The sequence below is a fragment of the Hydrogenophaga sp. UC242_53 genome (assembly GCF_042696965.1).
Classification (GTDB): Bacteria; Pseudomonadota; Gammaproteobacteria; order Burkholderiales; family Burkholderiaceae_C; genus Hydrogenophaga.
On sequence record NZ_CP170552.1, the window covers coordinates 4,404,276 to 4,417,065 of the forward strand.

11 protein-coding genes and 2 pseudogenes are annotated in these 12,790 nt (G+C 71.0%); 6 read left to right on the top strand and 7 right to left on the bottom strand.

Annotated elements, in window-relative coordinates; all coding sequences use genetic code 11:
* Window positions 1-20 precede the first annotated feature (20 nt).
* The 5 genes and pseudogenes from ACFJI0_RS22160 to ACFJI0_RS22180 all read left to right on the top strand — a co-directional run bounded on the left by ACFJI0_RS22160 (window position 21) and on the right by ACFJI0_RS22180 (window position 4,681).
* Window positions 21-1,475: a di-heme oxidoredictase family protein gene (locus tag ACFJI0_RS22160; RefSeq protein ID WP_382322334.1), complete on the top strand. Its 1,455-nt coding sequence runs from the start codon at window positions 21-23 to the stop codon at window positions 1,473-1,475.
* Entirely contained in the window at window positions 1,472-2,566 is a 1,095-nt protein-coding gene (locus ACFJI0_RS22165; RefSeq protein ID WP_382322335.1) for an imelysin family protein, read from the top strand. The genes ACFJI0_RS22160 and ACFJI0_RS22165 overlap by 4 nt, the downstream gene beginning before the upstream one ends.
* A gap of 49 nt (window positions 2,567-2,615) precedes the next feature.
* Window positions 2,616-3,053: pseudogene (locus ACFJI0_RS22170) on the top strand (DUF1513 domain-containing protein); the annotation flags it as partial.
* Window positions 3,054-3,159: 106 nt separating this feature from the next.
* Entirely contained in the window at window positions 3,160-3,669 is a 510-nt protein-coding gene (locus ACFJI0_RS22175) for a DUF1513 domain-containing protein (protein ID WP_382322336.1), read from the top strand.
* A 97-nt stretch (window positions 3,670-3,766) separates the two neighbouring features.
* Window positions 3,767-4,681 carry a helix-turn-helix domain-containing protein gene (locus tag ACFJI0_RS22180; protein ID WP_382322337.1) on the top strand — a complete coding sequence of 305 codons (915 nt, stop codon included), beginning with the start codon at window positions 3,767-3,769 and terminating at the stop codon, window positions 4,679-4,681.
* Between the two features lie 3 nt (window positions 4,682-4,684).
* Here the strand turns inward: ACFJI0_RS22180 and ACFJI0_RS22185 are convergent, their stop codons facing one another.
* Entirely contained in the window at window positions 4,685-5,605 is a 921-nt protein-coding gene (locus ACFJI0_RS22185; protein WP_382322338.1) for a helix-turn-helix domain-containing protein, read from the bottom strand.
* Window positions 5,606-5,712: 107 nt separating this feature from the next.
* On the opposite strand from ACFJI0_RS22185, the gene ACFJI0_RS22190 reads away from it, so the two are divergent.
* Entirely contained in the window at window positions 5,713-6,705 is a 993-nt protein-coding gene (locus ACFJI0_RS22190) for a carbon-nitrogen hydrolase family protein (protein ID WP_382322339.1), read from the top strand.
* Between the two features lie 5 nt (window positions 6,706-6,710).
* Here the strand turns inward: ACFJI0_RS22190 and ACFJI0_RS22195 are convergent, their stop codons facing one another.
* The 6 genes and pseudogenes from ACFJI0_RS22195 to ACFJI0_RS22220 form a co-directional block, all read right to left on the bottom strand.
* Window positions 6,711-8,216, bottom strand: a complete 1,506-nt coding sequence (locus ACFJI0_RS22195; RefSeq protein WP_382322340.1) for an amidase — start codon at window positions 8,214-8,216, stop codon at window positions 6,711-6,713.
* Between the two features lie 29 nt (window positions 8,217-8,245).
* Complete coding sequence (locus tag ACFJI0_RS22200; RefSeq protein ID WP_382322341.1) at window positions 8,246-8,953, bottom strand: ABC transporter ATP-binding protein; 708 nt, start codon at window positions 8,951-8,953, stop codon at window positions 8,246-8,248.
* Window positions 8,946-9,692, bottom strand: a complete 747-nt coding sequence (locus ACFJI0_RS22205) for an ATP-binding cassette domain-containing protein (RefSeq protein WP_382325780.1) — start codon at window positions 9,690-9,692, stop codon at window positions 8,946-8,948. Before ACFJI0_RS22205 ends, ACFJI0_RS22200 begins: the two co-directional genes overlap by 8 nt.
* Complete coding sequence (locus ACFJI0_RS22210) at window positions 9,689-10,579, bottom strand: branched-chain amino acid ABC transporter permease (protein ID WP_382322342.1); 891 nt, start codon at window positions 10,577-10,579, stop codon at window positions 9,689-9,691. The genes ACFJI0_RS22205 and ACFJI0_RS22210 overlap by 4 nt, the downstream gene beginning before the upstream one ends.
* A 274-nt stretch (window positions 10,580-10,853) precedes the next feature.
* A pseudogene (locus ACFJI0_RS22215) lies at window positions 10,854-11,450 on the bottom strand (branched-chain amino acid ABC transporter permease); the annotation flags it as partial.
* Window positions 11,451-11,545: 95 nt separating this feature from the next.
* Window positions 11,546-12,775 carry an ABC transporter substrate-binding protein gene (locus ACFJI0_RS22220; RefSeq protein WP_382322343.1) on the bottom strand — a complete coding sequence of 410 codons (1,230 nt, stop codon included), beginning with the start codon at window positions 12,773-12,775 and terminating at the stop codon, window positions 11,546-11,548.
* Window positions 12,776-12,790: the final 15 nt, after the last annotated feature.

Consider the following 12,790-nt stretch of genomic DNA (forward strand, 5'->3'; position numbering starts at 1 on the left):
CCACGCGCCTTGCGCTCGCCATGGGGGTCCTGTTTTGCGGCTCCACCGCGCTCGTCCTGCACGCCGACGAAGCGCCCGACCCGTTGGGTGAGAAGACCGGTGGCGCGACCACGGTCTACGCCACCGGCAAGAACGCGTTCTCGTTTCCGCTGGCCAACCTGGACGATCCGGGGCGCACGCGCTTCGTGATCGGCAACTCGTTCTTCAAACGCAACTGGGTGGAGGCACCGGCGTCGACCACCGCGCGCGACGGCCTGGGCCCGCATTTCATCGCGCGGTCCTGCGCGGGCTGCCACGTGCTCGATGGCCGGGGCGAGCCGCCGGCCTGGAAGAACACGCTGGGCCCCGAGCCCGAAGGCACGGTGGCGCTGCTCATGCGCCTGTCGGTGGCCGGCACGCCCGACCCCAAGGCCGGCGTGCGGCCCGACCCGGTGTACGGTGACCAGTTCAACAACGCGGCGATCCAGGGCGTCAAGCCCGAGGGCCGGGTCGAGATCCGCCAACAACCCATTCACGGCCGCTTCGCGGACGGCACGCGCTACACGCTGCAAAAGCCGATCTACAAGCTGACCGACCTCGCCTACGGCCCGTTCGCACCCGGCCTCATGGTCAGCCCGCGCATCGCACCGCAGCTCGCCGGCATCGGCCTGATCGAAGCCATTCCCGATGCCGAGATCCTGCGCAACGCGCGCGAACAGGCGGCCGCGCCCGGCCCCATCAAGGGCCAGCCCAACCGCGTGTGGGACGTGTTCGCGCAGGAAGAGCGCCTGGGGCGCCTGGGCTGGAAGGCCAACGTCGCCACCCTCGCGCACCAGACCGCCGGGGCTTTCCATGGCGACATCGGCATCACCTCCAACGCCTTCCCGCACGAGACCTGCACGCCCACGCAGAAGGACTGCCTGGCCGCGCCGCACGGCGGCGGCAAGACCACAGGCCGCGACGGCATCGTGCCGGCGGCCAACGCGACCGCGCTGAAACCCGAGATCGACGACGAGACCCTGGGTCAGGTGATCTTCTACCAGGCCACGCTGGCCCCGGCGGCGCGGCGCAACGTGAACGACCCGCAGGTGCTGCGCGGCCAGGCGCTGTTCGCGCAGGCGCAATGCGCGGCCTGCCACCGCCCGAGCTACGTCACGGCCGAAGGCCCGTTTCCGCCGCTCACCAGCCCCGCCCTCAAGGGCCAGCGCATCTGGCCCTACACCGACCTGCTGCTGCACGACATGGGCCCGGACCTCGCCGACGGCCGCCCGGACTACCTCGCCAGCGGCAGCCAGTGGAAAACCCCGCCGCTCTGGGGCATCGGCCTCATCAAGGACGTCAACGGCCACACCCGCCTGATGCACGACGGCCGCGCCAACGGCGTGCTCGAAGCCATCCTCTGGCACGGCGGCGAGGCCCAGGCGTCCAAGGAGCAGGTGCTCAAGATGAAACGGGCCGACCGCAGCGCGCTCGTGAAATTCGTGGAGTCGCTATGACAACGTCTGCTTTTGCCTTCCTTCGCAGCGCCACCGCGCTGGCCCTGGGCCTCACGCTGTCCGGCCTCGCGGCGGCGCAGAACGCCCCCATCGTGGCCGCGCCCTACTACTCGGCCGAGCAGGCCCTGCAGGGCGTGTACACGCACCACCTGCCGCCGCTGGCGCGCGACTTCCAGGCCCAGGCCGATCGCCTGGTCGAGACCACGGCCCAACACTGCAAAGGCCAGGCCACGCTGCCGGCCTTGCGCGCGCAATGGCAGGACACGCTGGTGAGCTGGGAGACCCTGTCCACGCCGGCCGTGGGGCCGCTGATCGCGCGGCGCTCGCAGCGCCAGATCGACTTCTGGCCCACCCGCCCGGACCTGCTGCGCCGCTCGATGGAGAAGGCGCCCAACACCCTGGCGGACATGGAGCGCGTGGGCACGCCCGCCAAAGGCTTTCCCGCCTTCGAACTGCTGCTGAACCAGTGGGTCGGCAGCCGCCAGCCCGCGCCGGCCCCGGCCTGCCGCTACGCCGAGCTGGTGGCGCAGGGCATCGCCGCCGAGGCGCGCGCCTTGAACGACGAACTCGGCCAATGGGCCACGAAGGAATGGGACGACGAGCCCGAGGTCACCACCGCCTCGCTGGCCGAATGGGTCAACCAGTGGCTCGCCGGCCTGGAGCGGCTGCGCTGGGCCCACATCGAAAAACCCATCACCACCCACCAGACCACCGGCAACGCGGCCAAGGGCGCGCCGGTGCCCTACGCCCGGCTCGACCGCGAGAGCAACCTGCGCGACTGGCGCGCGCAATGGCAGAGCCTGCGCCAGCAAGGCCGCCTGCCCCCCGGTGCGCAACCACCCGCCGCCGGCCAGGCCCTGGTGCCGATGGAGGCCCTGCTCATGGGCCGCGGCCAGCTCGCGCTGGCGCAGAAATGGGGCCAGGCGCTGGACCAGGTGACGGCGGGCATGGACAAGCTCACGCCGCGCTCGAGCGAGCGCGAGCTGCTCGCGCTCACGAAGTCGATGAAGGCCGTGACCGTGCTGTTCCAGAACGAGGTCGCGGCCGCGCTGGATGTGCCACTCGGGTTCTCGGATGCCGATGGAGACTGACACCGCCTTCTTGTTGTCGCGCCGCCAGTGGCTGGTGGCGATGGCGGCCATGGGCCTCGCGCCGGCCTGGGCCGCGCGCAGCGCGGGCACGCGCCTGATCTCGGCCTGGCAGACCTCGAACGAACACCGCATCGGCGTGATCGCGGTGGACGGGGCGCGCTGGTCGGTGCAGCGCTCGCTCGCCGTGCCCACGCGCGCGCACGGCCTGCTGCTCGAGGCCGGTGGCAGCGTGCTGGCCGCCGCGCGCCGCCCGGGCGACTGGCTGCTGCGTTGGCATCCGGTGAGCGGGCAGACGCAATGGCACTGGATCGAGGACGACCGCCGCTTCAACGGCCACGCCGTCGCCAGCCCCGATCGCCAGACGGTCTGGACCACCGAAACCGACCTCGACACCGCGCAGGGCCGCCTGGCCACGCGCGACGCGAAGACGCTGGAGAAGTCCGCCGAGTGGGCCACGCAGGGCATGGACCCGCACGAGCTCATCGTGCTGCCGCAGCGCATGGGCGAGATCCCGGCCGGCAGCCTGCTGGTCGCCAACGGCGGCATCCCCCACGCTGCCCGAGACCGGGCGCAGCAAGCGCCAGCTCGACCGCATGGACGCCTCGCTGGTGGCGCTGGACCCGCGCGACGGCGCGGTGCTGGGTCAGTGGCGCCTGGACGACCCCTACCTGAGCATCCGCCACCTGGCCTGGGACCCGGTGTCGCGCACCGTGGGCATCGCGCTGCAGGCCGAGCACCCCGATGCCGAGGCCAAGCGGCGCGCGCCGGTGTTCGCCGCGTGGAACGGCCAGCGCCTGCAGGCCTCGCTGGCCCAGCCCGCGGTGCAGGGTTATGGCGGCGACATCTGCGCCCTGCCCGAAGGCGGTTTCGTGGTGAGCTGCCCGCGCGCGGACGCACTGGCCCTGTTCGGCGCTGACGCGCGCTGGTCGCAGAACCTCGCGCACCGCGAGGCCTATGCGCTCGCGGCCGACCAGGGCCACTGGTGGGCCAGCGGCGCCGAAGGCGTGTGGTGCGCGCCCGAAGGCACCGAGGCCCGCACCAGCACGCGCGGCGGCGAGCGCCTGCAGATCGACAACCACTGGGCCGTCTGGCCCCAGGCCTGAGGCGGGTACCCGCCTCCACACCAGCCTGTCAGCGGGTGGGGTGGCAGAATCAGGCGCCCGGCACGTTGGCGGCCGGAAGGGTGATCGCAAGCTGCCCATGAACACCGTCGCACCGCACCTGGCGAATGTGCTGTCCCGCTCGCCCAACTTCCACCTGGACCAGGTCACGACCTTGGGCGGCCGGTGCCGGGGCCGCCTCATTCACTGCACCTTCGAGGCCCACACGGTGGACATCCCGCCGCTGGACGAGGTGGTGCTGCTGGCCGCCAACCAGTACCGGCTCAAGCGCGCGCTGTTCGATTTCGGCTGGGGCTTTCGCGACCACTTCAGCAGCCACCCGCACCCACTGCACCTCTTCCCCGCGGGCAACGCCTACCGCTGGCTCAAGGACGGTTTCGCGGACGTGACCCTGCTCGCGCTCTCGGCCACCGACCTGGCCGCGCTGCTCGACGAGCTGGGCCACCGCAATCCGAACGACGGCCTGTGGGAGCTGTCGCAGCGCGGCTTCGCCAACCCGATGATCTACCAGGCGCTCACGCAGTTCATGCAGCAGGCCTCGGCGGACAGCCCGCAGATCCTGGTGGACAGCTACTGCACCGTGATCGCCAACGAGCTGGCGCGGCAATGGAACACGCGCGCGCCCGCCGGCCCGGCGGTGCGCAAGCTGCCCTCGGCCCAGCTCGCGCGGCTGATCGACCACATCAAGGAACAGCTCGCGCAGGACCTGAGCCTGGACGACCTGGCGGCCCAGACCGGGCTCACCAAGTACCACTTCATGCGCTGCTTCAAGGCCTCCACCGGCCGCTCGCCGCTGCAGTACGTGACCGAGTTGCGCGTGGCGCAGGCGCGCCGCCTGCTGGAGACCACGTCGCTGACGATGGAGGTGGTGGCGCGCCAGAGCGGCTTTTCAAACGCCGAGCACCTGGCCCGCGTGTTCGGCAAGGCCACCGGGCTTTCACCGCGCGCCTACCGCACGGCCCTGGGCGAGGTGCGCGCGCCGCGCCGGCACTGAGGCCTAGCCCCGCCGCTGGCGGCGATGCTGGGCGGGCGTGGTCTGAAAGTGTTTCTTGAAGGCGCTGGCCAGATGGCTCTGGCTGGAAAACCCGCTCTGCACCGCGATCTCGGCGATGGGCTCCGTGCCGTCTTCCAGCAGGCGCCTGGCGTGCTCCAGGCGCCGCAGAAGGATGTACTGGTGCGGGCTCGTGCCCAGGTGCGCGCGGAACGACCGCCACAGCTGGGTCGCGGGCAGGCCGGCACGCTCGGCCATGGCCTCCAACGAGAGATCCTCCGCCAGATGGTCCTCGATGTGATCGAGCAGCCGCCGCCAGCGGTGCACGCGCGGCCCGGGGACCGTGGCACTCTTTCGTGGCGTCAGGCTGGAATGGTGGCTGAGCAGCCGGCTCGCCAGCATGTGGGCCAGGTGATCGGCCTGGTAAGGGCTGGCGGCGTCGCCCTCGCACAGCAGCTCGAGGGTGGTCTCGGCCAGGTGGGCGATCACCGGGTCGTGCGTGCACAGCCGGGGGATGAGCTCACCGACCGACGAAGAACGCCGGTAGAGCTCGTCGGCCACCTGCCGAAAGATGGCGTCGTGGACATAGAGGTGCAGGATGCGGGGGCGGCCCGAGATCGCCCATCGGCTCGTGGATGCGCCGGGCAACACGCTGAACTGGCGCGGCCTCAGCACCGCTTCCCGGCGCACCCGGGACAGCGTGCGCGCCACCGGGCTGGCCGTCGACACGCAGTAGGCGATGCCTGCGGTCGACGCCACCGGCAGGTCCGCGCTCCAGGGCGCCTCCTGGACCAGCGAGGCATACAGGCCTCGCCACCGCAGGGATGCGCTCTCCCGCAGGAGCTGAACTTCCGAGCGCTGCGCGATGCCGTGGGTCTGGCCGGGCAGAAAGACATCATCCGGCCACGGAAGGGAGGGTGTGCTCATGGAACGATTTTGACAACGGCGAAGCGATTCCGATAGACCCGTTGGGGACCGCCCGCAGATGATCCGGCCACCGCAAGGTTCGCGGGGTTCTCACACAGGCTCACACCATGACCACTTCCTTTGAATCCGTGCGCGTCGCTGCCGTTCATGCCGCCGCGCCCTTCCTCGATCTCGAGGCCGGTGTTCAACGCACGATCGCGTTCATCCAGCAGGCCGCGGCCGGCGGCGCCCGCCTCGTCGCCTTTCCGGAAACCTTCCTGCCGGGGTACCCGCACTGGATCTGGTCCCACACCTCGAAGTACGCGGCGCCGCTGTTCGCGGAGCTGTACCGCAACGCCATCGAGTTCCCGAGCCCGCAGGCGGACCAGATCGCCGCGGCGGCCCGCGAGGTGGGCATCTGGGTCTGCCTGGGGGTCAATGAACGGGAGGGCGGCACGCTGTACAACACCATGGCCTGGTTCTCGCCGCAAGGGCGGCTGGTCGCCCGGCACCGCAAGCTGCACCCGACCAATGCCGAGCGCACCGTGTGGGGACGCGGCGACGGCCGCGATGTCTTCGTGGTGGACACCGGCTTCGCCAAGGTGGGCGGCCTGATCTGCTTCGAGCACAGCATGGACCTGAACCGCCATGCGCTCGCGGCCATGGGCGAACAGATCCACGTCGCCTCCTGGCCGGCCATCAACGCCACCCATGGCGACCCCAACGCGAGCGACTTCGACCACTACTCGACCACGCTGGCCGCCGCGCATGCGATCTGCGCCCAGACCTACGTGATCCTGGTGCAGGGCCGCGTGTCGGAAGAGATCGTCGAGCGGCTCGGCATGAAGCCGGGCCCGGACGCCCCCACCGAGGGCGGTGGCATCAGCGGCTTCATGGGACCCAACGGCAAATGGCTCGCCGAGCCGCACCGCGACACCGAAGCGGTGATCTTTGCCGATCTCGATCTGTCCATGATCGCGTTCGCCAAGTTCTTCGCCGACGGCGCGGGGCACTACAGCCGGCCCGACGTCTTCAGCTTCGACGTGAACCGCGCGCCGCAGACCGCGCTGCCCCAGTCCTCCGTGGTCCAGGGCACGGTGCGGGCGATGGAGGACGCCTGAACCGATCAGCCGGCGTGCAGCCGCTCGTGGCCGGCGGCCGCGCGCAGCACCAGCGCGTCGTCGAAGTGGCGGCCGATCAGCATCAGGCCCACCGGCTTGCCGTCGGTCTCGCCGCAGGGCACGCTGATGGCGGGGTGGCCGGTGAGGTCGAACGCGCTGGTGTTGGCCAGCATGGTCCAGCTGTGCTGGATCACGGCCGCCACGCCCGCGTCGGCCGGCGGGATCGGCAGCGTGGGAAACGGCGTGGTCGGCATCAGCAGCAGGTCGCGGCCCTCCAGCGCGTCGTCGTAGGCCTGGCGCAGCCGGCGGCGCAGGTTCTGCGCCTTCGCGTAATAGCGGCCCTGGTACTGCTGGTGCACGTAGGCGCCCAGCAGCATGCCGATCTTGAGCGTGTGCGGCATCTCGTTGGCGCGCTCGCGCAGCCCGCCCAGCGCGGTCATGAGCGCGAGCGGGTAGGCGCCCGTGGTCAGGTGGCCCGCGCCCTGCCCGCCGTACAGCGTGTGGTACGTGCCTTCGTTGGCGATCGCGCTCCAGATCGCGAAGCCGTGGCGGTGCCACGGCACCGACACCTCGTCCACGATCGCACCGGCCGCGCGCAGGGCGTCGATGGCGGCGCGCACCGCCGCGTCGGTGCCCGGGTGCGATTCGGGCAGGCCGAACGACTCCTTCACCACGCCGATGCGCAGGCCTTTCACATCTTGGTCCAGCCCCTCGGTGTAGCGCTCCACGCGCACGTTGCGCTGGCGCCCGTCGATGCCGTCCTCGCCGGCGATCACCTCCAGCAGCAGGGCCACGCCCGCCACGTCGCGCGCCATCGGGCCCACGTGGTCGATCGTGTAGTCCAGCCCCATGACGCCGGTGTAGGGCACCAGGCCGTAGGTGGGCTTGAGGCCCACGATGCCGGAGAACGAGGCCGGGATGCGGATCGAGCCCGCCTGGTCGGCGCCGATCGCCAGGTCCACCTCGCCCGCCGCGAGCAGCGCCGCGCTGCCGGTGGTGGAGCCGCCGGGCGTGTGGCCCGGGTTGCGCGGGCTCTCCACCGGGCCGGTGGCGCTGGTGGCGCTGCCGCCGGAGAACGAAAAATACTCGCAGACCGACTTGCCCACGATGTGGCCGCCGGCATCGAGGATGCGCGTGACCAGCGTGGCGTCGCCGTCGGGCACAAAACCTTCGAGCAGCGAGGCGCCGTTCATCATCGGCACGCCCGCGATCTGCACGTTGTCCTTGATCGCCAGGCGCAGGCCGGCCAGCTTGCCCTGGGCCGCGCCCTGGATGTCGGTGCGCATCCACCAGGCGCCCCAGGGGTTGTCCCGCGGCTCGGGACGGCTGCCGCCGGCGCGCGGGTAGTGCACGGGCAGGGGCTCGTTGGGCAGGCGGTCCAGGGCCCGGAACTCGGGCACCAGCGGCGCCAGCATGTCCAGCACGGTCTGCGCATAGTCCGCGTCCACGTCGATGCCCAGCTGCGCGCCCAGGCGGTGCAGGCGGTCCTTGTTCGGCAGGTTGAATGCCATGGTGTTCCTCTGAAAAAACGGGTTGACGGTCAGCCGGCGAACTCGGCCGATTCGACGAGCGCCGCCATCGCGGCGGCGTCGCTGGCGCGCGCCTCGCGCACGGTGCGGCCCTTCTCCAGCACGACGATGCGGTCGGACAGGGCGCGCAGGAAGTCCAGGTTCTGCTCCACCAGCACGATGGAGAGCCGGTGGCGCTGCCGCAGCGAGCGCAGCAGCAGCACCATGTCTTCGATGATGGAGGGCTGGATGCCCTCGGTCGGTTCGTCCAGCAGCACCAGCTTCGGGCGCGTGCACAGGCAGCGCGCGAGCGCCAGGATCTGCTGTTCACCGCCGCTGAGCAGCCCACCGGGCCGATCGAGCAGGCGCGGCAGCGCGGGGAAGTCGGCCAGCACCTCGTCCACCACCTGCATGGCCTGCCGCCCGCCGTGCACCGAAGCGGCGAACAGCAGGTTCTCGCGCACCGAGAGCAGCGGGAAGATGCGCCGGCCCTGCGGCACGTAGCCGATGCCGCGCGCCACGCGCCGGTGCGTCGGCAGGCGCGCGATGGACTCGCCCTGCCAGCGCAGCTCACCGGCGCTCACTGCGATCTCGCCCACGATGGCGCGCATCAGCGTGGTCTTGCCCATGCCGTTGTGGCCGAGCACGCCGAGCACCTCGCCGTCGTCCACGCGCAGCGCGATGCCGTCGAGGATGTTGATGCGGCCGTAGCCGCCGCGAACGCCTTGCAGTTCAAGCACGGACATGCTCCTCACGACCCAGATACACATCGCGCACGACCGGATCGGCCAACACCTCGGCCACCGGCCCGTCGCGCAGCACCGCGCCCCGGTGCAGCACGGTCACGCGGTCGGCGATGCGGCGCACGAAGCGCATGTCGTGTTCCACCACCACCACCGCGCGCCCGGCGCGGATGGAGAGGATCAGCTCGGCGGTGCGCGCGGTCTCCTCCTCGCTCATGCCTGCCACGGGTTCGTCCAGCAGCACCAGCTGCGCGTCGGTGCGCAGCACCATGCCCAGCTCGACCCACTGCCGCTGGCCGTGCGAGAGCGTGGCGAGCTGGCGGTCGCGCACCGCGCCCAGGCGCAGCTGCTCCAGCACCTCGTCGACCACGGCGGCCACGGGCCGCCGTTCGCGGTGGCGCCCGGCCGCCACGCGCAGGCTGGCGCCCACCGTGAGGCCGTCGAACACGCTGGGCACCTGGGTCTTCACGCCCACGCCCAGGCGCGCGATCTGGTGGCGCTCCAGGCGCCCCACGTCCTGGCCCAGGATGCGCACCCGGCCGGCGCTGGGTTTCTGCTGGCCGGTGAGCGTCTTGAACAAGGTGCTCTTGCCGGCGCCATTGGGGCCGATCAGGCAGCGCAGCTCGCCGCGCGCCACCTGCAGATTCACCCGGTCCACCGCCACCACGCCGCCAAAGCGCACCGTGAGGCTTTCGGTGTCCACGGCCCACACCGGAGGGACTTGCACCGCGTTCATGCCGCGCTCCCGGGGTCGCGCCGCAGGCGCTGGCGCAACCAGGGCAGCAGGCCGGCGGGCAACAGCAGCACGCACAGCACGAAGATCACACCCAGCACCAGGTTGGTGTCGGCCAGCCGGGTCTGGCCCAGCCAGGTGGTGAGCCACTGGATCAGCACACAGCCCACCACCGGCCCGGCCAGCAGGCCCACGCCACCGACCTGGGCCCAGATGATGATCTGCGCGGCGAAACCGATGCCGAACACATCGGGCCCGACGAAGCCGCCCCAGGCCGCGTGCAGGGCACCGGCCAGCCCGGCGATGCCGGCACCGATGACGAACACCCCCAGCTTGTGGGCGCGCGCGTCGTAGCCCAGCAGCTCGGCGCGCAGCTCGTGCTCGCGCACGGCCGCCACCGCCTGGCCGAAGCGCGAGCGCACCAGCCAACGCAGGCCCGCGTACACCAGCACCAGCACGCCGGCCGAGAGCAGGTAGAGCTGCACGAAGTCCAGCTCCTGCCCGCCGGGCAGGGCGGGTGGCGGCACGCCGGGAATGCCGTTGTAGCCCCCGAGCGCCACGCCGCCCAGGCGGAAGTCCGCGCCCGAGACGGTGTTGACCAGGTGGAACAGGATCAGGGACGCGGTGAGCGTGATCACGCCCAGGTACACGTCGCTGATGCGCCCGTAGAACAGGAAGTAACCCATCAGCGCCGCGCCCACGCAGGGCACGGCGACCGACGCCGCCAATGCCACGGCGCTGCCATGGCCGCCCAGCGCGAGCACCGCGTAGGCGTAGGCGCCCAGGCCGAAGAACACCGACTGGCCGAAGCTGAAGATGCCGGCCACGCCCCAGACCAGCGCCATGCTCAGCGCCAGGATGGAGAGGATCACGTAGACGTTCAGGCTCACCAGCGCTGCGCAGCTCGACCACCCCGGCCACACCGAACAACACCAGCAGGCCACCGGCCCACAGCAGCGGCTGGAACTTGCGCAGCCCCCAGTTCACAGCGACCTCCGGAAGAAGCGACCGGTGATGCCCGAGGGCATGAGCCGCAGCAGCACGATGGCCGCCACCAGCAGCGCCACGTGGCCGGCCACCGGGGTGGCCCAGCGCGTCACGGCCTCGCTGAGCGTGCCGAACAGGGTGCTGCGCCACCACCGTGCCGGTGATGGCGTTGGCGCCGCCGGTGATCACGGTGATGAAGGCGCGCGTGACGTAGGCGGTGCCGATGGTGGGCACGGCGCCGGTGAGCGGTGCCATCACCGCGCCGGCCAGGCCGCTGACGGCCGCGCCGGCCGCGAAGGTCCAGGCGTACACGCGCGAGGTGTTCATGCCCAGGGCCTCGGCCATGGGAGCGCTCTGCATGGTGCCGCGCGCCAGCAGGCCGATGCGCGTGCGCCGCAGCACCCACCAGGTGGCCGCGACCAGCACGATCGCCACCCCGATGATGAGCACGCTGTACCAGGAGTCGCGGTGGCCGCCGAGCGTGAAGCTGCCCAGGGGCGAGACCACGCCGCGCTGCTGGAAGCCGAAGGCCCAGGTCGCCAGGCCGATGAGCGCCAGGCTCACGCCCCAGGTGGCGAGGATGGTGTCGAGCATGCGGCCGTAGAGGTGGCGGATGATGAGCCGCTCCAGCGCGTAGCCCACCAGCCCCACCACCAGCGGCGCGATCACGAACATCGCGAGCCAGATGTTGAGGCCGGCCTGGACGCAGAGCACCAGGGTGTAGCCGCCGATCATGAGGAACTCGCCGTGCGCGAAGTTCACCACGCGCATCATCCCGAAGACGAATGGCCAGGCCCAGGCTGGTGAGCACCAGCAGGGCGATGGCGTACAGCAGGTGGAAGGACAGGACGAGGTGCTCCATGCGGTGCTCAGATCCGGGGCTCGAACTGCTGGTTGGTCGCGGGGTTCTTCACGAGGTCGCACTGCCCCACCATGTCGATCGCGGTCACGGCGCTGGCCTTCTCCAGCACGCGGTAGCCGCCGTCTCGCACCTCGGCCAGGTACATGTCGTAGCTGCAGTGGTGGGTGGCCGCGTCCAGCGACACCTTGCCGTGCGGCGCGTCGATCGACAGACCCGACTCCAGCGCCTTCAACACGGCGTTGCGATCCAGGCTGCCGGCCTTGGCCACGGCGGCGGCCCACAGGCGCAGCGCCACGTACTCGTTCATCGTGGTGTTGCTCACGTAGTCCTTGTTGCCGGCGTCGCGGTAGGCCTTGATGAAGGCCTTGTTCGAGGGCAGGTCCAGCTCCTCGAAGTAGTTGGTGCAGACGATCACGCCGTTGGTGATCTCCTTGGGCATCAGCAGGTGCTCGCCCACGTCGCCGAAGGTCTGCGAGGCCAGGGCCACCTTGCCCTTCATGCCCGAGGCCGCCCACTGGCCGTAGAAGCTGCCGTGCGCCGGGCCGACGAAGCTGTTGATGATCGCGTGGGGCGCGGCGGCCTGGATCTTGGCGATGGTGGCGTTGAAGTTGGCCGCGTCCATCGGAAAGAGTTCGACCCCCACCACCTCGCCGCCGTGCTCGGCCGCGAGCCGGCGGATCCACTTGGCCGAGAGCTGGCCGAAGTTGTAGTCGGCGCCGAGCACGTAGAGCTTCTTGCCGTGGTGCTTGATGAGGTGCGGCACGATGGTGCGCAGCGCATGGCTGGGTGTGACGCCGGTGAGCACCGTGTTGCGGTCGCACACGCCGCCTTCGTAAGGCATGTTGTAGAAGTAGGGCACGTTGGCGCGGCGCAGCACCGGGCGCACCACCTCGCGCGCCGCGCTGGTCACGCCGCCGAAGGCCACGACGGCCTTGTCGCGCAGCGCGAGCTGCTGGCCGAACTGGGCGTAGAGCTGGTTGTTGGACTGGGTGTCGTACTCGACGATGCGCAGCTTGCGCCCGAGCAGGCCGCCCGCGGCGTTGATCTGGGCCACGCCGAACTTGAGCACGTTGCTCTTGCCGCGGCCGAAGGGCTGCAGGGGACCCGACATGTCCTGGATGCTGCCGATGACGATGTCGTTGCCCTGGGCGCGCGCCAGGGAGGTCAGGCTGGCGAGCGGCGCGGCCAGCAGGCCGCAGGCCATCGAGCCCGTGAAAGAACGGCGGTTCGGATTCAAAGCGTTGCTCCTTGT